17 protein-coding genes are annotated in these 16,781 nt (G+C 73.5%); 11 read left to right on the forward strand and 6 right to left on the reverse strand.

The features are described from left to right. Window positions 1–10 precede the first annotated feature (10 nt). Window positions 11–1,177, forward strand: coding sequence for an alpha/beta hydrolase (locus ACH4K4_RS07970; protein WP_398165597.1), 1,167 nt, complete (start codon window positions 11–13; stop codon window positions 1,175–1,177). Window positions 1,178–1,220: 43 nt separating this feature from the next. Further along, complete coding sequence (locus tag ACH4K4_RS07975; RefSeq protein ID WP_398165598.1) at window positions 1,221–2,447, forward strand: acyltransferase; 1,227 nt, start codon at window positions 1,221–1,223, stop codon at window positions 2,445–2,447. A 54-nt stretch (window positions 2,448–2,501) separates the two neighbouring features. Here ACH4K4_RS07975 and ACH4K4_RS07980 read toward each other — a convergent pair whose 3' ends face one another. Both ACH4K4_RS07980 and ACH4K4_RS07985 read right to left on the reverse strand, forming a co-directional pair. Further along, entirely contained in the window at window positions 2,502–3,521 is a 1,020-nt protein-coding gene (locus ACH4K4_RS07980; RefSeq protein ID WP_398165599.1) for an aldo/keto reductase, read from the reverse strand. A gap of 7 nt (window positions 3,522–3,528) precedes the next feature. Next, window positions 3,529–3,996 (reverse strand): MerR family transcriptional regulator, encoded by a 468-nt coding sequence (locus tag ACH4K4_RS07985; protein WP_398165601.1) that lies wholly within the window; start codon window positions 3,994–3,996, stop codon window positions 3,529–3,531. Window positions 3,997–4,192: 196 nt separating this feature from the next. On the opposite strand from ACH4K4_RS07985, the gene ACH4K4_RS07990 reads away from it, so the two are divergent. Beyond that, complete coding sequence (locus tag ACH4K4_RS07990; protein ID WP_398165602.1) at window positions 4,193–5,017, forward strand: serine hydrolase domain-containing protein; 825 nt, start codon at window positions 4,193–4,195, stop codon at window positions 5,015–5,017. Window positions 5,018–5,073: 56 nt separating this feature from the next. Here the strand turns inward: ACH4K4_RS07990 and ACH4K4_RS07995 are convergent, their stop codons facing one another. After that, window positions 5,074–5,790 carry a pirin family protein gene (locus ACH4K4_RS07995; RefSeq protein WP_398165603.1) on the reverse strand — a complete coding sequence of 239 codons (717 nt, stop codon included), beginning with the start codon at window positions 5,788–5,790 and terminating at the stop codon, window positions 5,074–5,076. A gap of 31 nt (window positions 5,791–5,821) precedes the next feature. Between ACH4K4_RS07995 and ACH4K4_RS08000 the strand changes: the two genes are divergently transcribed. The 5 genes from ACH4K4_RS08000 to ACH4K4_RS08020 all read left to right on the forward strand — a co-directional run bounded on the left by ACH4K4_RS08000 (window position 5,822) and on the right by ACH4K4_RS08020 (window position 10,818). Continuing rightward, entirely contained in the window at window positions 5,822–7,012 is a 1,191-nt protein-coding gene (locus ACH4K4_RS08000; protein ID WP_398165604.1) for a PucR family transcriptional regulator, read from the forward strand. Between the two features lie 89 nt (window positions 7,013–7,101). Next, window positions 7,102–8,043 carry an ACP S-malonyltransferase gene (locus ACH4K4_RS08005; RefSeq protein WP_398165606.1) on the forward strand — a complete coding sequence of 314 codons (942 nt, stop codon included), beginning with the start codon at window positions 7,102–7,104 and terminating at the stop codon, window positions 8,041–8,043. A 13-nt stretch (window positions 8,044–8,056) separates the two neighbouring features. Next, window positions 8,057–9,103, forward strand: a complete 1,047-nt coding sequence (locus ACH4K4_RS08010; protein ID WP_398165607.1) for a ketoacyl-ACP synthase III — start codon at window positions 8,057–8,059, stop codon at window positions 9,101–9,103. 122 nt (window positions 9,104–9,225) lie between these two features. Continuing rightward, a complete protein-coding gene (locus ACH4K4_RS08015; RefSeq protein WP_398165609.1) occupies window positions 9,226–9,474 on the forward strand; it encodes an acyl carrier protein in 249 nt (82 codons plus the stop codon). A 78-nt stretch (window positions 9,475–9,552) separates the two neighbouring features. Then, window positions 9,553–10,818, forward strand: coding sequence for a beta-ketoacyl-[acyl-carrier-protein] synthase family protein (locus ACH4K4_RS08020; RefSeq protein ID WP_398165611.1), 1,266 nt, complete (start codon window positions 9,553–9,555; stop codon window positions 10,816–10,818). Between the two features lie 91 nt (window positions 10,819–10,909). Here ACH4K4_RS08020 and ACH4K4_RS08025 read toward each other — a convergent pair whose 3' ends face one another. Beyond that, on the reverse strand, window positions 10,910–11,779 hold the full coding sequence (locus ACH4K4_RS08025) for an NAD(P)-dependent oxidoreductase (protein ID WP_398165612.1): 870 nt from the start codon (window positions 11,777–11,779) through the stop codon (window positions 10,910–10,912). A gap of 87 nt (window positions 11,780–11,866) precedes the next feature. Further along, window positions 11,867–12,361, reverse strand: a complete 495-nt coding sequence (locus ACH4K4_RS08030) for a DUF3145 domain-containing protein (protein WP_003979739.1) — start codon at window positions 12,359–12,361, stop codon at window positions 11,867–11,869. A gap of 326 nt (window positions 12,362–12,687) precedes the next feature. On the opposite strand from ACH4K4_RS08030, the gene ACH4K4_RS08035 reads away from it, so the two are divergent. The 3 genes from ACH4K4_RS08035 to ACH4K4_RS08045 all read left to right on the forward strand — a co-directional run bounded on the left by ACH4K4_RS08035 (window position 12,688) and on the right by ACH4K4_RS08045 (window position 15,906). Further along, complete coding sequence (locus tag ACH4K4_RS08035; RefSeq protein ID WP_398165613.1) at window positions 12,688–13,596, forward strand: SGNH/GDSL hydrolase family protein; 909 nt, start codon at window positions 12,688–12,690, stop codon at window positions 13,594–13,596. A gap of 137 nt (window positions 13,597–13,733) precedes the next feature. Beyond that, window positions 13,734–14,468, forward strand: a complete 735-nt coding sequence (locus ACH4K4_RS08040) for a DUF4097 family beta strand repeat-containing protein (protein ID WP_398165615.1) — start codon at window positions 13,734–13,736, stop codon at window positions 14,466–14,468. 88 nt (window positions 14,469–14,556) lie between these two features. After that, a complete protein-coding gene (locus ACH4K4_RS08045) occupies window positions 14,557–15,906 on the forward strand; it encodes a pyroglutamyl peptidase (RefSeq protein WP_398165617.1) in 1,350 nt (449 codons plus the stop codon). Here ACH4K4_RS08045 and rbsK read toward each other — a convergent pair. Further along, a complete protein-coding gene (gene rbsK, locus ACH4K4_RS08050; RefSeq protein ID WP_398166292.1) occupies window positions 15,876–16,775 on the reverse strand; it encodes a ribokinase in 900 nt (299 codons plus the stop codon). The two genes, ACH4K4_RS08045 and rbsK, sit on opposite strands and share 31 nt — an antisense overlap. Window positions 16,776–16,781: the final 6 nt, after the last annotated feature.

Genomic DNA, 16,781 nt, shown 5'->3' on the forward strand with positions numbered 1-16,781 from the left:
AGACCCCGCCATGTCCTTGCTGCGCCGGTTCGGCCAACGCGGTAGGCGCACGATCGTCGCGGTCGTGCTGGCCGCGACGATCGTCGGCGGTACCGGCGGCTGGGCCGCGGGGTCCGCCCAGGACGCCGTCACCGGCCCCGCGCCCGGCGCCGCCGCCTGGCGCGCCGACCACTCGCTGGGCCAGCGGCTGCCCGACCCGGCGACCGCCGCCCCGGCCGAGGTCGCCCGCTTCTTCCGCGCGCTGACCGAGGCGCAGCGCCAGGAGCTGGCGGCCCGTCACCCGCTGACCGTGGGCAACCTCGACGGCGCGCCCGTCGCCCTGCGGTACCGCGCCAACGCCCTCGCCCTGAAGGCGGAGCGCGACCGGCAGCTGGCCCGCGCCACCGACCCGTCCGGCACTCTCCAGGACCACCAGGAAGCGCGCCGGACGGCGGCCCGCTATGCCGAACTGCTGCGCCCCGGGCGCCGGATACTCGCCTTCGACCCGCGCGGCCGCGGCCAGGTGGCCGAGGTGTTCGGGGACCTGGTGACGGCGCAGCACACCTCCGTGTTCGTGCCCGGCTCGGACATCGACCTGTCCTCGGCCGACCGGCAGCGCGACCCGTACGGCACGCCGTCCGGCATGGCCAAGTCGCTGCGGGCCCAGATGGCCCGCGAGGCGCCCGGCGTCCGTACGGCGGCGATCGCCTGGACCGGCTACACCACGCCGGTCGGCCTGGGCCCGGACGCCGCGACGGGGCGCCTGGCGGAGGCCGGCGCACCGCGCCTGGCCCGCTTCCTGGACGGCCTGGCCGCCGTCGGCGCACCGGCCCCCGCCCTGCTGTGCCACAGCTACGGGTCGGTCGTCTGCGGCAAGGCCGTGCCGCGGCTGGCGCAGGGGCGGATCGCCGACCTGGTCGTCTTCGGCTCGCCCGGTATGCGGGCGGACAGCGCGGCGGCGCTGCGCACCACCGCCCGGGTGTGGGCCGCCCGCGACGCGTCCGACTGGATCGGCGACCTGCCGCACGTGCAGTTCCTGGGGCTCGGCCACGGCACGGACCCCACCGACCCCGAGTTCGGCGCGCGCCGGGTCCCGGCGCGGACGGCCGACGGCCACACCGGCTATCTCGCGCCCGGCACGGACTCGCTGCGCAACTTCGCCGACATCGCGCTCGGCCGCTACGGCCAGGTGCGCTGACCCGCCGCCCGCCACACTCCGACGAGCCCCGGAAGGACGCCTCGTGGCCACTCCTCTCCTCGCCCCCGCCCGCGCGGCGGTCCGCACCATCGAAGGCCGTACGCCCGCCCACCGGGACCGCGCCGTCGACGGCCTGCGCGCCCTCGCGCTGCTCGCCGTGCCGACCGGGCACTGGCTGCTCGGCGGCTTCACCCGCGACCCCGGCGGCGCGCTGCACAACGCGAGCCCGCTGTCCTCCTTCGCCGCCCTGGCGCCCGCGAGCTGGGTGCTCCAGATGCTCGGCATCTTCTTCCTGGTCGGCGGTTACGCCTCGGTGCTCTCCTTCCACCGCGCCGCGAAACGGGGCGAGTCGACGGGCCGCTGGCTGCGCGCCCGCCTCGCCCGGCTGGGCCGTCCCGTCCTCGGCGTGACCGCCGTCTGGGCCCTGCTGATCCCCGTCCTGTCCGCGCTGGGCGTGCCGGAGGCGACGCTCCGTACGGGGGCCACCCTGGTCATCCAGCCGCTGTGGTTCGTCGGCGTCTACGCGGGGATCACCGCGCTCACGCCGTACTGCGTCCGCGCGGCCCGCCGCATGGGCGCCTGGGCCGCCGCGCCCCTGCTGGGGGCCGTCGCCGTCGTCGACTTCCTGCGGTACGGGCCGTACGCCGACGCCGTGCCGTCCTGGCTGAGCCTGCTCAACCTGCTGCCGGGCTGGATGTTCGCCTACCAACTGGGCGTCTCGTGGGGCGAGAAGCGGCTCGGGCGGCGCGCCGCGTGGACGCTGCTGCTCGGCGGCACCGCGCTGTTCGCGGCGCTGCTGGTCTTCTTCCACTACCCGACGAGCATGGTGGGCGTCCCGGGCCAGGACCGCACCAACTCCCACCCGCCGTCGCTGCTGGTCCTCGCGCTGGCCGCCGCGCAGTCCGGCGCCGCGGTCCTGCTGCGCGACCGTATCGCCCGGCTGCTGCGCCGCCCCGCCCTCTGGGCACCGGTCGTCGTCGTCAACCTGAGCGCGATGACGGTCCTGTGCTGGCACCAGACGGCGATGTTCTCGGCGGCGGTTCCCGGGTCCTTCCTCGGCGCCGTGCCCGGACTCACCACCGCGCCGGACACCGGGGGCTGGGTCCTCGCCCGCCTCGCCTGGCTGCCCGTCTTCGCCGTGGCGCTGCTGCTCATCGGCCGACTGACCCGCCGGTTCGAGGCACCGTGGACGGGTGCCACGGCCGCCCGGCGGGCGCTCGCGGGCGTCCTGGCTGCGGCCTTCGGGGTGTTCGCCCTGGGGCTGGCCTGAACCGGCGGGCGGCGCCGGCCGGGGGACGGCGCCGCCCGCCGGAAACGTTTCGCCTTACTCCCGGCCCGCCGAGGTGAACGTCATGTCCGCGTACCGGTCGCCCGCGACCTTGCTCGCGACCGGCTCCAGCCGTGCCAGCTCCTCTTCGCCGAGCACGATGCGCGTGGCGGCCGCGTTCTCCTCGACACGGCTGCGCTTGCGCGTGCCCGGGATCGGCACCACGGCCAGGCCGTGCACCTGTGCCTGCTGCTGCACCCAGGCGAGCGCGACCTGCCCGAGCGACGCTCCGTGCGCGGCGGCGACCTCGCGCACCGGCTCCAGCAGGGCCGCGTTGGCCTTCGCGTTGCCGCCCGTGAAACGGGGCTGCTGACGGCGGAAGTCGTCCTCGCCCAGCTCCTTCTCGGCGCTGACGAACGAGCCGGTCAGGAACCCGCGGCCGAGCGGCGAGTACGGCACGAAGCCGACGCCCAGCTCGCGCGCGGCCGGCACCACGCCGTCCTCCACGTCGCGGCTGAACAGCGACCACTCCGACTGCACGGCCGCGATCGGGTGCACGCCGTGGGCGGCCCGCAGTTCGCCGCCGGTCACCTCGCTCAGGCCCAGGTGCTTGACCTTGCCCTCGGCCACCAGCTCGGCCATCGCGCCGACCGTGTCCTCGATCGGGACGTCCGGGTCGCGGCGGTGCATGTAGTACAGGTCGATCTCGTCCACGCCGAGGCGGCGCAGGCTGGCCTCGACGGCCTGGCGGATGTAGGGCCGGTCGTTGCGGACGGAGCGCTTCGAGGGGTCCTCCGGGTCGATGGCCAGAGCGAATTTCGTCGCGAGCACGACCTCGTCCCGGTGGGCCCGTATGAACGGCGAGATGAACTCCTCGTTGTGCCCCATCCCGTACATGTCGGCGGTGTCGAAGAGCGTCACGCCCAGTTCGAGCGCCCGCTCCAGCGTCGCCCGCGCCTCGCCCGCGTCCTCGGTCGGGCCGTACGCGAAGCTCATGCCCATGCAGCCGAGGCCCTGGACCCCGACCAGCGGCCCGGAGGTTCCCAGCCGGACGGTTCCGATGTTCCCAGTGCTCATGCCGACCTCAGGCTTTCTCCGACGCCCGGCGGGCGTCGGCGTATATGTCGATCTTGTAGTCGAGGACCCGGAGCGTGCTCTGCAGCTCGTCGATGCGCTGCCGTACGTCCTCGCGGTGCGCGGTCAGCAGCCGTTCCCGCTCGGGGAAGGTGTGCGCGCCCTCGCGCACCAGCTCGGCGTAGCGGACCATGTCCGCGACCGGCATGCCGGTCAGGCGGAGCTTGGTCACCAGGTCCAGCCAGTCCAGGTCGCGGTTGCTGAAGCGGCGCTGGCCGGTGTGCGTGCGGTCCACGTGCGGCATCAGTCCGATCCGTTCGTACCAGCGCAGGGTGTGCGCGCTCAGGCCGGTGTGCTCGGCGACCTCGCTGATCGTGTACTGGTCGCGGCCGTTGGGCCGCGGGTGCAGGACCCTTCCCTTGCAGGCGGTCGGCCGTACCGGCTCCACCACCGCCTGGTCCGTCGCCGTCACCGTCATGCCGTGCCTCCCGTAGTCGCCGGACGTCCCGGTACCGGGCCGCCTTCTCCCGGATCTCTCACGACGGCTTCAACGCTAGAGACTTGGAGTGCACTCCAAGCAAGCGAAGTCTTGACCCTCTCTTGGCAGACCCGGGGCGGACGGCCCCCGCCCCGGCCCGTCCCGGCCGTGCCGCCGGGGCGTTAGGCTCGTGGCCATGTCCTTGCAGAGCCTTCGGATGATCGAGAACTGGCCGGTGCCGACCGCGGCCACCGCCGTCGTACGGACCGACGGGACGGTGGCCGGATCGCACGGCCCACAGGAGCACCGTTTCCCGCTGGCCTCGGTCACCAAGCCGCTCGCCGCGTACGCCGCGCTGCTCGCCGTCGAGGAAGGGGCGGTCGAGCTGGACGAGCCGGCCGGGCCTCCTGGCTCGACCGTCCGCCACCTGCTCGCGCACACCGCCGGCCTGGCCTTCGACGAGCACCGCGTGCAGGCACCGCCGGGCGAGCGCCGCCTGTACTCGAACGCGAACTTCGAGGCGCTCGGCGACCACATCGCCAAGGCCACCGACATCCCGTTCCCCCAGTACCTGCGCGAGGCCGTCCTCGAACCGCTCGGCATGGCCGCCACCGACCTGCCGGTGCAGGGCTCACCCGCCAAGGACGGCATCTCCACCGCCGCCGACATGGCCCGGTTCGCCGCCGAGCTGCTCGCGCCGCGCCTGCTGGCGCCGCAGACGCTCGCCGAGGCGACGTCCGTGGTCTTCCCCGGTCTGCGCGGCGTGCTGCCGGGCTACGGGATGCAGAACCCGAACGACTGGGGCCTGGGATTCGAGATCCGCGACGGCAAGTCGCCGCACTGGACGGGCGCTTCGTCCTCGCCGCGCACGTTCGGGCACTTCGGCCAGGCGGGCACGTTCCTGTGGGTGGACCCGGACGCGGGCGCCGCCTGCGTCACCCTGACCGACCGGGCCTTCGGCCCGTGGGCGGTCGAGGCGTGGCCGCCCCTCACGGACGCGATCCTCGCCGAGCTGCGCTGAACACCCGCAGCGGTGCCGCGGCGGCCCCGGCCGGGGCCGCCCGGCCGCCCGCCGCCTCAGCCGTACGACGGTTCGCCCGGCATCTCCCACAGCAGGCACTCCGCGGCCCCCACGGCGGCCAGTTCCAGGTCCGCCGCCCCGGTGACCCGCGCCGCGTCCCCCGCCTCAAGGCGCTCGCCGTCCAGCCGCACCGCACCGCGCACGACGTGCACGTACATCCGCGGCGCCGCCGGCACGGCGGAGCGTTCGCCGTCGGCCAGCCGCCGTACGTGCAGCATCGCGCCGGCCCGCGGCACCGCGTACGGCGTCCCGTCGGCGATGCCGCGCACCACCTCGTACGCCGGGTCGCCGCCGAACGAGGACGGCGCGAGCCACATCTGCACGAAGCGCAGCGGAGCGACACCGTCGTTGCGCTCCTCGTGCCGCACGCCGTCCGCCGAGCTGAGCCGCTGCACGTCGCCGGGGCGCACCACCGTCTCGTGTCCCGTGGTCGAGTCCCGGTGGGTCAGCTCGCCCTCGGCGACCCAGGTCACGATCTCGGTGTCGCGGTGCGGGTGCTCGCCGAATCCCGCGCCCGGCGCGAGCCGTTCCTCGTTGCAGGCGATCAGCGCGCCGAAGCGCAGGTTGTCCGGGTCGTAGTGCGGGCCGAAGGAGAAGGCGTGCCGCGTCCGGATGCCGGCCGCCGCGTCACCGCCCGGATACCGTTCATCGCCTCTGTGTACCTGGATCACCCGACCACCGTAGCCCCCGCACCGAAGAGCCCACCGCGCCATCACACCGCCCCGATAAGGCAGGCTTGTCCCCGTGTCTGAACCCGCATCGCGCGACCCGCTCCCGCATCCGCACACCGCGACGCTCCGCAGGCTGGAGAAGTCGTCCGGAAAGCTGGCTGCCAACGCCATCGCCCGCATGGACGCGCAGCTGCCGTGGTACCGCGCCATGCCGCCGGAGAACCGCTCGTGGATCGGGCTGGTGGCCCAGGCGGGCATCGCGGCCTTCACCGAGTGGTTCCGGCACCCGGAGACGCCGCAGGCCATCAGCACCGACGTCTTCGGCACGGCGCCGCGCGAGCTGACCCGGGCGATCACTTTGCGCCAGACCGTGGAGATGGTCCGTACGACCATCGAGGTCATGGAGGCGGCGATCGACGACGTGGCGGCCCCCGGCGACGAGAGCGTGCTGCGCGAGGCGCTGCTCGTCTACGCGCGGGAGATCGCCTTCGCGACGGCCCAGGTGTACGCGCAGGCCGCGGAGGCGCGGGGCGCCTGGGACGCGCGGCTGGAGTCGCTGGTGGTCAACGCGGTGCTCTCCGGGGAAGCCGACGAGGGCGCGGTCTCGCGGGCCGCGGCGCTCGGCTGGAATTCTCCCGAACACGTGTGCGTTGTGCTGGGTACGGCCCCCGACGGGGACAGCGAGCTGACGGTGGAAGCCATCCGCCGTGCCTCCCGGCACGCCAAGCTCCAGGTGCTCACGGGCGTCCTGGGCAGCCGTCTGGTGGTCATCGCGGGTGGCTCGGACGATCCGCTCAAAGCGGCGAAAGCCCTGATCGGACCGTTCGCGCCGGGCCCGGTGGTGGCCGGCCCGGTGGTCGCGGACCTGCTGGCCGCGACCCGGTCGGCACAGGCCGCGGCGGCGGGGCTCAAGGCGTGTGCCGCTTGGCCGGACGCGCCCCGTCCCGTACTGTCCGACGACCTGCTCCCGGAGCGGGCGATGGCTTCCGACCCGGCGGCTCGCGAGCAGCTGGTGGAGGAGATCTACAGGCCGCTGGAGGAAGCAGGCTCGGCTCTCCTGGAGACGCTGAGCGTGTACCTGGAACAGGCCAGCAGTCTGGAGGGCGCGGCGCGGATGCTGTTCGTGCACCCGAACACCGTGCGCTACCGGCTGCGACGTGTGACCGACGTCACCGGCTGGTCACCGTCGGACGTTCGCTCCGCGTTCACGCTGCGCATCGCGCTGATCCTGGGGCGTCTGGCCGACCGCGACGGCCAGCTCTAGGCTTTTGTAGAACACCGACAATTCCCCTGATGGTTCTTCGTCCCTGTCCCCACGGGCGGGCGGGACCTCCCACAAGAGAGAGTGTGAGGGTGCTCGTACTCGTCGCTCCCGGCCAAGGCGCTCAGACGCCCGGCTTCCTGACCCCCTGGCTCGACCTCCCCGGTGTCGAAGACCGGCTCCGTGCGTGGTCGGCCGCCATCGACCTGGACCTGGTCCACTACGGCACGAAGGCCGACGCGGACGAGATCCGCGACACCGCGGTGGCACAGCCGCTGCTGGTGGCCGCCTCCCTGGTCTCCGCAGGGCAGCTGTTCGCGACCCCGGAGGACTTCTCCCGGCAGGTCGGCGCCGCCGCCGGGCACAGCGTCGGCGAACTGGCCGCCGCGGCCCTGACCGGCGTGCTGTCCGAGGACGCCGCGCTGGAGCTCGTACGCAAGCGGGGTCTGGCCATGGCCGACGCCGCCGCCGTCACCGAGACCGGCATGGCCGCCCTCCTCGGCGGCGAGCAGGACGTGGTCCTGCCGCACCTGGAGAAGCTGGGCCTGACCCCCGCGAACGTCAACGGCGCCGGCCAGATCGTCGCGGCGGGCACCGCCGAGCAGCTGGCCGCGCTGGCCGAGGACAAGCCCGAGGGGACCCGCCGCGTCGTACCGCTGAAGGTCGCCGGCGCCTTCCACACCGAGCACATGGCCCCGGCCGTGACGGTGCTGGAGGAAGCGGTCGCGCAGGTCACGGCCGCCGACCCGCACACCCGCTACGTCTCGAACAAGGACGGCCGCGTCGTCACCGGCGGACAGGACATCGTGCACCGCCTGGTGGGCCAGGTGGCCAACCCGGTGCGCTGGGACCTGTGCATGGAGACGTTCAAGGAGCTGGGCGTCACCGGGATCGTCGAGGTGAGCCCGGGCGGCACGCTGGTGGGCATCGCCAAGCGCGCCCTGCCCGGCGTCAAGACCCTCGCGCTGAAGACCCCCGACGACCTCGACGCGGCCCGCACGCTGATCGCCGAGCACTCTGCCCAGGCCGAATAGGAGCCCCGAGAGCATGACCTCGAAGATCAAGCCCGCCAAGGGCGCCGCGTACGCGCGCATCATGGGCGTCGGCGGCTACCGCCCGACCCGCGTGGTGCCGAACGAGGAGATCCTCAAGCACATCGACTCCTCCGACGAGTGGATCCGCTCGCGCTCCGGCATCGCCACCCGCCACTGGGCCTCCCCGGAAGAGACCGTCGCGGCCATGTCGGTGGAGGCGTCCGGCAAGGCCATCGCGGACGCCGGCATCGCGCCCGAGCAGATCGGTGCCGTGATCGTCTCGACGGTCTCGCACTTCAAGCAGACCCCGGCCATCGCGACCGAGATCGCGCACAAGATCGGCGCGGGCAAGCCCGCCGCGTTCGACATCTCCGCAGGTTGCGCCGGATTCGGTTACGGTTTGACGCTGGCCAAGGGCATGGTCACCGACGGCAGCGCCGAGTACGTGCTCGTCATCGGCGTCGAGCGGCTCTCGGACCTGACCGACCTGGAGGACCGGGCGACCGCGTTCCTCTTCGGCGACGGCGCGGGCGCCGTGGTCGTCGGCCCCGGCAAGGAGCCCGCGATCGGCCCGACCGTCTGGGGCTCCGAGGGCGACAAGGCCGAGACGATCAAGCAGACGTTCGGCTGGGACGTCTACCGCCGCACCCCGGTGCCCGGCGGCGACGGCCCCGACGCCCGGATGGCGCTCGACGAGATCCGCTATCCCGCCATCACGCAGGAGGGCCAGGCGGTCTTCCGGTGGGCGGTGTACGAGATGGCGAAGGTCGCCCAGCAGGCGCTGGACGCGGCCGGCGTCAGCCCGGAGGACCTGGACGTCTTCATCCCGCACCAGGCCAACATGCGGATCATCGACTCGATGGTGAAGACTCTGAAGCTGCCGGAGAGCGTCACGGTCGCCCGTGACGTGGAGACCACCGGAAACACCTCGGCCGCCTCGATTCCGCTCGCCATGGAGCGGCTGCTGGCGACCGGGCAGGCCAAGAGCGGGGACACCGCGCTCGTCATCGGCTTCGGGGCGGGTCTCGTCTACGCCGCGACGGTCGTTACCCTCCCCTAGGCGAGATTCGCGCGGCGCCGGCCGTGGCCAGGTGCCACGGCGGTCGCACGGAACTTGATCCACAACCCGGAACTGCAGACTTTCTACCGTTCCCCCGACAAAAACACCGAAGGAGCGCCAACATGGCCGCCACTCAGGAAGAGATCGTTGCCGGTCTCGCCGAGATCGTGAACGAGATCGCCGGGATCCCCGCCGAGGACGTCCAGCTGGACAAGTCCTTCACCGATGACCTGGACGTCGACTCGCTGTCCATGGTCGAGGTCGTCGTCGCCGCCGAGGAGCGCTTCGACGTGAAGATCCCCGACGACGACGTCAAGAACCTCAAGACGGTCGGCGACGCGACCAAGTACATCCTCGAACACCAGGGCTGATCCAGCCCCGGCGCATGTCGCCACCCCGCGGTGGCGCCGTCGATTCTCAACCCCTCAACCTGTGGAGTAGGAATTTCCGTGACTGCGACCAATCGCACCGTGGTCGTCACCGGTATCGGCGCAACCACACCGCTGGGTGGCGACAGTGCCTCGACCTGGGAGGGGCTGCTCGCCGGACGTTCCGGTGTGGCCGGCCTCGACCAGGACTGGGCCGCCGACCTCCCGGTCCGCATCGCCGCCAGGGCCGCCGTCGAGCCGGGTGAGATCATCCCCCGGGCGCAGGCCCGCAAGCTGGACCGCTCGGCGCAGTTCGCGCTGATCGCGGCCCGCGAGGCGTGGGCGGACGCCGGTTTCACCGGCCGGGCGGGCGAGGACCCGGCCGTGGACCCGGACCGGCTCGGCACGGTCATCGCCTCCGGCATCGGCGGCGTGACCACCCTCCTCGACCAGTACGACGTGCTCAAGGAGAAGGGCGTACGCCGCGTCTCCCCGCACACCGTACCGATGCTGATGCCCAACGGGCCGTCGGCCAACGTCGGCCTGGAGGTCAACGCGCGGGCCGGTGTGCACACCCCGGTCAGCGCCTGCGCGTCCGGCGCCGAGGCCATCGGCTACGGCATCGAGATGATCCGTACGGGCCGTGCCGACGTCGTCGTCGCGGGCGGTACGGAGGCGGCCATCCACCCGCTGCCGATCGCCGCTTTCGGCAACATGATGGCGATGTCGAAGAACAACGACGACCCGCAGGGCGCCTCCCGCCCGTACGACGCGGACCGCAACGGCTTCGTCCTCGGCGAGGGCTCCGGCGTGATCGTCCTGGAGTCGGCCGACCACGCCGCCAAGCGCGGCGCGAAGGTCTACGCCGAGGCCGTCGGCCAGGGCATCTCCGCCGACAGCCACGACATCGTGCAGCCCGAGCCCTCCGGCAACGGCATCGCGCACGCCCTGCAGAACCTGCTGGCCAACACCGACCTCAAGGCAGCCGAGATCGTGCACGTCAACGCGCACGCGACCTCGACGCCGCTGGGCGACCTGGCCGAGATCAAGGCCCTGCGCAAGGTCTTCGGCACCGACGTCGACCACATGGCGATCTCCGCCACGAAGTCGATGACCGGCCACCTCCTGGGCGGCGCGGGCGGTGTGGAGACCGTCGCCTCGGTGCTGGCGATCCACCACCGGACGGCCCCGCCGACCATCAACATCCAAAACCTCGACCCCGAGGCCGACGCGGACATCGTCCGCGACGAGAAGCGCGCGCTGCCCGCCGAGGGCACGATCGCGGTGCTGAACGACTCGTTCGGCTTCGGCGGCCACAACGTGGTGCTGGCCTTCCGTACCGTCTGACCGGGTACGGACCGGCTGATCCGCCGTACGTGAGAAGGGGCCGTGCCGCAAGGCGCGGCCCCTTCCGCGTGCCCACGCGTGCCCGCGGGCCTCAGAAGCTGGCGAAGTACGCCGCCGCGCCGTCCTCGTCGCCGTGCCCCTGGGCCTCCGCGCGCCGGAAGCGCTCCGCGGCCGCCGCCACCAGGTCCACGTGCACCCCGCCCGCCGCTGCCGCCTCCTCGATCAGCCGGGCGTCCTTGCGCGCGGCGGAGACGGTGAAGGCGGCCGGATACGCGCCGGACAGGACCAGCTCCGACTTCATCCGCAGGTACGGCAGGTCGAGCGGCCCGCCCGCGACCGCTTCGAGGAAGGCGCGGGGGTCCACGCCGAGCCCTTGGGCGAGGGCGAGCGCCTCCCCCGTGCCGTTGATCACGGTGAGCACCCAGCTGTTGACGACCAGTTTCAGGCGGCTGGCGGCGCCCGACGCCGCGTCCTCGTCGACCCACAGGGTGCGCTGTCCGAGGATGTCGAAGAACCGCCCGGCCCGTTCCCGCACCTCGCGCGGCCCGGCCGCCAGGACCGTCAGCAGGCCGTTCTCCGCGGGTTCCTTCGTGCCGACGACGGGCGCGTCCACGAAGTCCAGGCCGTGTTCGCCGGCGAAGGCGGCGAGGGGAGCGTGTCCGTCGGCGCCGACGGTGCTCGCCTGGAGCCAGAGGGTTCCCGCGCGAAGGGCGGGGCCGCAGCGGCGCATCGCGTCCAGGACGGCGGGGCCGTCCAGCAGGACGGTCAGGACGGCGTCCGCGCCGTCCACCGCCTCGGCCGGGGTGTCCGTGACCCGTACGCCGTCGGCGGCCAGCGGTTCGGCCTTGGCTCGGGTGCGGTTCCACGCGCGGACGTCGAGTCCGGCACCGGCGAGGTTGCGGGCCATCGCCGAGCCCATGATTCCGGTGCCCAGCACCGCCACTGAGGTCTTGTCAGCCATGCCCGCACGCTACGGCTTCGAGCGGGCTCCGGGGCAGGCGCCGCGTCGGCGCGTTCCCGCGGGCCGCCGGGGCGGCGCGGGGCGGTCTCAGACGACCTGGTGCAGCCAGCGGACCGGGGCGCCCTCACCCGCGTACCGGAAGGGCTCCAGTTCGTCGTCCCAGGGCTTGCCGAGCAGCTTGGCGACCTCGGCGGCCAGCTCGGTCTCGCCGCCCGCCGAGCGGGCGAGCGCGGCGCGCAGCCGGTCCTCGGGGATGAGGATGTCACCGTGGATGCCGGTGACGGCGTGGAAGATGCCCAGTTCGGGGGTGGCGCTGTAGCGCTCGCCCTCGGCGGTGGCGCACGGCTCGGCGGTCACCTCGAAGCGCAGCAGGTGCCAGCCGCGCAGCGCGGAGGCGAGTTTGGAGGCCGTGCCGGACTCGCCCTGCCAGGAGAACTCGGCTCTCCATGTGCCGGGGGACGCCGGCTGGCGGATCCAGTCGAGGTTGACGCGCACACCGAGGACGCCCGCGACGGCCCATTCGACGTGCGGGCACAGCGCGCGCGGTGCGGAGTGGACGTACAGAACTCCACGTGTCGTCACCGGGACCTCCAGTACGGTTCGAGGTTCGCCTTCCCCAGCGGCCTCGTGCCCGTTCCTGTCGCGGCCGGGACAGCTGCGAGCATTCTGCCCCAGTGATCACGTCGGCACCAGCATCCGAGGTTACCTACAGTAAACACCATTAGCCCCAATTTGCCGCAAAAGGGACAGTAAATGACGTGATGTAATTTATTCGTGCCGACTGTGCCGGTGCCGTCGGGCGAGGACCCGACGGGTCACGGCAAAAGCTACCGCGCGGCAGCGGTCGGGGGGTGACGTACCGTCGGTACCGGAACAGATATCACTCGCACGCCGGACGGGGACAGGGGATGACGATGGTCAATCGGCCCTTTCGGCCAATCCGGGCCCGCGGCGCCGCGGTCGCCACTCTGACGGCGGCCGCGCTTCTCGTCTCCCTGACCGGCTGCGGCGGCGACCCGGCAGGCGACGCCGCCGCGGGCGGACGGGCGGCGCCCCGGCCCTCCCCCGAGCCCTCGCCCGCGTGGCGCACCGACCCCGCCTCGGTCGCCGCGCTCGGCGACTCCATCACCGTCGGCTTCGACGCCTGCTCGGTGCTGGCCGACTGCCCCGCCGTCTCCTGGGCCACCGGCACGGACCCGCAAGTCGACAGCGTGGCGCGGCGGCTGGTGAAGGACCCCGCCACGCACAGCTGGAACTTCGCGAAGACCGGCGCGCTCATACGCGACCTGCCCGCCCAGGTCGACCTGGCCGTGCGGCAGCGGCCCGAGCTGGTCACCGTCCTGGTCGGCGCGAACGACGCCTGCCGCCCCGACGCCGGGTCGATGACCACCGAAGCCGCCTTCCGGGCCGACTTCGAGGCGTCGCTGCGCAAGCTGCGCCATGCCCTGCCCAAGACCCAGGTGTACGTGGCCGCCATCCCCGACCTGATGCGGCTGTGGTCGCAGGGGCGGCAGAACCCGCTGGGCAAGGAAGTGTGGAAGCTGGGCATCTGCGGGTCGATGCTGCGCGACCCGGACGACCTGTCCAAGGCGGCGGACGCCCGGCGGCAGAGCGTGCGGGACCGGGTCGTGGCGTACAACAAGGCCCTGGAAACGGTCTGCGAGCGGGACGCGCTGTGCCGCTTCGACCGGTCCGTCTTCGACTTCCGTTTCACCGGCGCCGAGTTGAGCGCCTGGGACTGGTTCCACCCGGGCCGGGAGGGACAGCGGGAGCTGGCCAGGATGGCGTTCCAGGAGATCACCCGTAAGGGTGCGTAGCCGCGGCGCGGACCCGGCGGTGCGGGTTCCCCTTAGGGGGTGGGGCGGGGAGATCGTTCCCTGTGGTGACGGCAGCGGCGGGGGTGGCGCGGGAGGATGGGCGGCGACCGCTTCTCATCCCAGGGGGACGCCGCGCCATGACCGGACACCGCACCACGACCAGACCCGGACACCGCACCACCCGCACCGCGCTGGCCTGCGCCGCGCTCGTCACGATGGCCGTCGCGGTCACCGGCTGCGAGCTGACCGAAAAGGTCACCAAGAGCGAGCGCACGTACATGGTGGACGGCAATCCGGCGAAGCTGGACGTGACGACCCCCGGCGGTGACATCAAGGTCGTCGCCGACGAAGGGGCCGGCGGCCGGATCAAGGTGACGGAACGTTTCGAGTACGGGAAGAGGAAGCCCACCTCGCAGCACTCCGTCGTGGGCGGCAGCCTGAAGCTCACCGCGAGCGACTGCGGGGACACCATGGGCAGGTGCGACGTCGCCTACGAGGTGCGGGTGCCGAAGTCGATGGCCGTCCACCTGGAGACGGACGGCGGCACCATCGACGTCAGAGGGATCGCCGGGACGCTCGACGCCAAGTCCAGCGGCGGCGACATCGACGTCGAGGGCTGCACCGCCGCGCAGGCGTCCCTGAAGACCGACGGCGGCAACATCGACGCCCGGTTCGGCGCCGCGCCCGACCGGCTGGAGGGCTACACCGCCGGCGGCAATGTGCGGGTCCGCCTGCCGAAGGGCCGCTACGCGGTGGACGCCACCACGGACGGCGGCGACCGCAGGGTCACCGGCGGCTCGGACAGCGGCTCGCCGCACAAGGTCAAGGTGCACAGCGACGGCGGGAACGTGGACGTGTCGGCCGGTTCCTGAGGGGCGGGGGCGCGGCGCGCGGCCCGGGCCCGTACGCGAACTGGATCAGCCCCTTCCGCCGCGGGCGCCGCGCCGGTTTACTCGCCCCATGAGACGCATACGTACCTCGGTGGGCGTGCTCGGTGCCGCGCTGCTCACCGTGGCCCCGCTCGCCCTTGCCGCCCCTTCCGCCACTGCGGCCCCCTTCGCCGCCGCCCTTTCGCGGCAGCCGGCCGCCGCCGCGCCGACCGCCGAGGAACAGCGGCTGTCGCAGCCCGTTCCCCAGGAGATCCTGCGCCGCAGCGGCTTCGCCCCGGTGGCCGGGGCGTTCACGGACGGGCTGGGGCGGGTGGGCTCGTACGGGGAGGCGAAACGATTCGTCACGGACGCCGGGCGCGGTCTGTGGCGGCGGGCGGTGGACCGCGTCCAGGGGCGCGGGCCGCAGGGCGGGGACCTGAGCCGCGACGACGACCGGCCGCTGTACTGGGCGCGGCTGGGGATGACCAAGGCGCTGCGGGAGTGGCAGCCGGCGTTCCGGCTGAGCCCCGGACAGCGCGACGCGCTGACGGGCGAGCTGGAACGGGGCTCGCGCGGCCAGGACTCGATGGACCTGCCCGCGGGCCGGCCCGGCAAGGACCGGGTGCTGCGCGTCGTGGTGACCGGCTTCGACCCCTTCCAGCTGGACGCCGACGCACGGCGCAGCAACCCGTCGGGCGCCGCCGCGCTCGCCCTGGACGGCACGACGGTCCGTACCGCCTCCGGCCGGCTCGCCCGCGTCGAGACCGCCGTCTTCCCCGTCCGCTGGGCGGACTTCGCGGCGGGCACGGTCGAGAAGACGCTGCTGCCGCACTTCCGGCCGGGGCCGCGCCAGGCGGACCTGTTCACCACCATCAGCCAGGGACGGCCGGGACGGTTCGACCTGGAGCGGACCAACGGGGCCTGGCGGGGCGGCTACCCGGACAACGCGCGGGAGTCGCGGACCGGGACCGTGCCCGTGCCGAAGGGCGTGCCGACCGTACGGCCGCAGCCGCAGTGGACCACCACGACCCTGCCGTACGAACGGCTCGCCGGGACCGCCACCGGGCCGTTCCCGGTGCGCGACAACACGGCGGTCACCGAGATCCCGGCGGGCGGCAGCACGCCCGTCGAGCGCCCCGACGGGCCGACGCCGGGCTCGGCGGCCCGCGCGGGCGGCGGCGGTGACTACCTGTCGAACGAGATCGGCTACCGGGCGACGCTGCTGCGGGACGCGCTGAAGCCGGACGTGCCGGGCGGCCACCTGCACACGCCGGTGCTCCAGTTCGGCGCCGGCAACACCGACCCGGCGACCGGCACGGTCACCGATCCCGATTTCGTACGGAACCGGACCGCCATCACCGGGCAGGTGCGGAAGATCCTGACCGCCGCGCTGGACGCCCCGCGGCCGGGTCAGGAGGGCAGTTCGTCCAGCGTCGGGTAGGACGGCTGGGCGCCCGGCTTGGTGACGGCAGCGGCGCCCACCCGTACGGCGAAGCGGGCCGCTTCCGTGAGGGAGTCGCCGCGGGCCAGCCGCGTGGCGAGGGCCCCGGTGAAGGCGTCGCCGGCGCCCGTGGTGTCGACGGCCTCGACCTTGACGCCGGGGACCCGGTCGGTGCCGCCCTCGCCGTCCACGACCAGCGCGCCGTCGCCGCCGAGGGTGACCACGACCGAGCGGGCGCCCTGCTCGCGCAGCGCCTGGGCCCAGTCCTCCGGGGTGCCTTCGCCGCTGCCCGCGAGCTGCTGCGCCTCGTGCTCGTTGACGACGAGGGGGTCGGCGGCGGCGAGCAGCTCCGGGTCGAGGCTGTCGGGGGTCGGGGACGGGTTGAGGACGACCCGGGTGCCGGTCTCCCGGGCGGTGGCCGCGGTGGCCCGTACCGTCTCCACGGGGACCTCCAGTTGGAGGGAGACGGCGGCGGACGCGGCGATGACGTCGCGGGCGGCCGCCACGTCCTGCGGGGTGAGCGCCGCGTTGGCGCCCGGGGAGACGACGATGCTGTTGTCGCCGTCCGGACCCACGACGATCATGGCGGTGCCGGTGCGGGCGCCGGACTCGACGATCACGTGCGCGACGTCGGTGCCCGCGGCGCGCTGGGCGTCCAGCAGCAGCTCGCCGTACGCGTCGTCGCCGACCCTGGCCAGCAGGCCGACCCGGCCGCCCAGCCGGGCAGCGGCGGCGGCCTGGTTGGCGCCCTTGCCGCCCGCCGACTCGACCAGGTCCGAGCCGTGCACGGTCTCCCCCGCGCCCGGCCGCCGCGCCACCCGGACCGTCAGGTCCGCGTTGGCCGAACCCACTACCAGTACGTCGTACATCTTCTT

The organism is Streptomyces sp. NPDC017529, from assembly GCF_044329785.1.
In the GTDB taxonomy this organism is placed as follows: Bacteria; Actinomycetota; Actinomycetes; order Streptomycetales; family Streptomycetaceae; genus Streptomyces.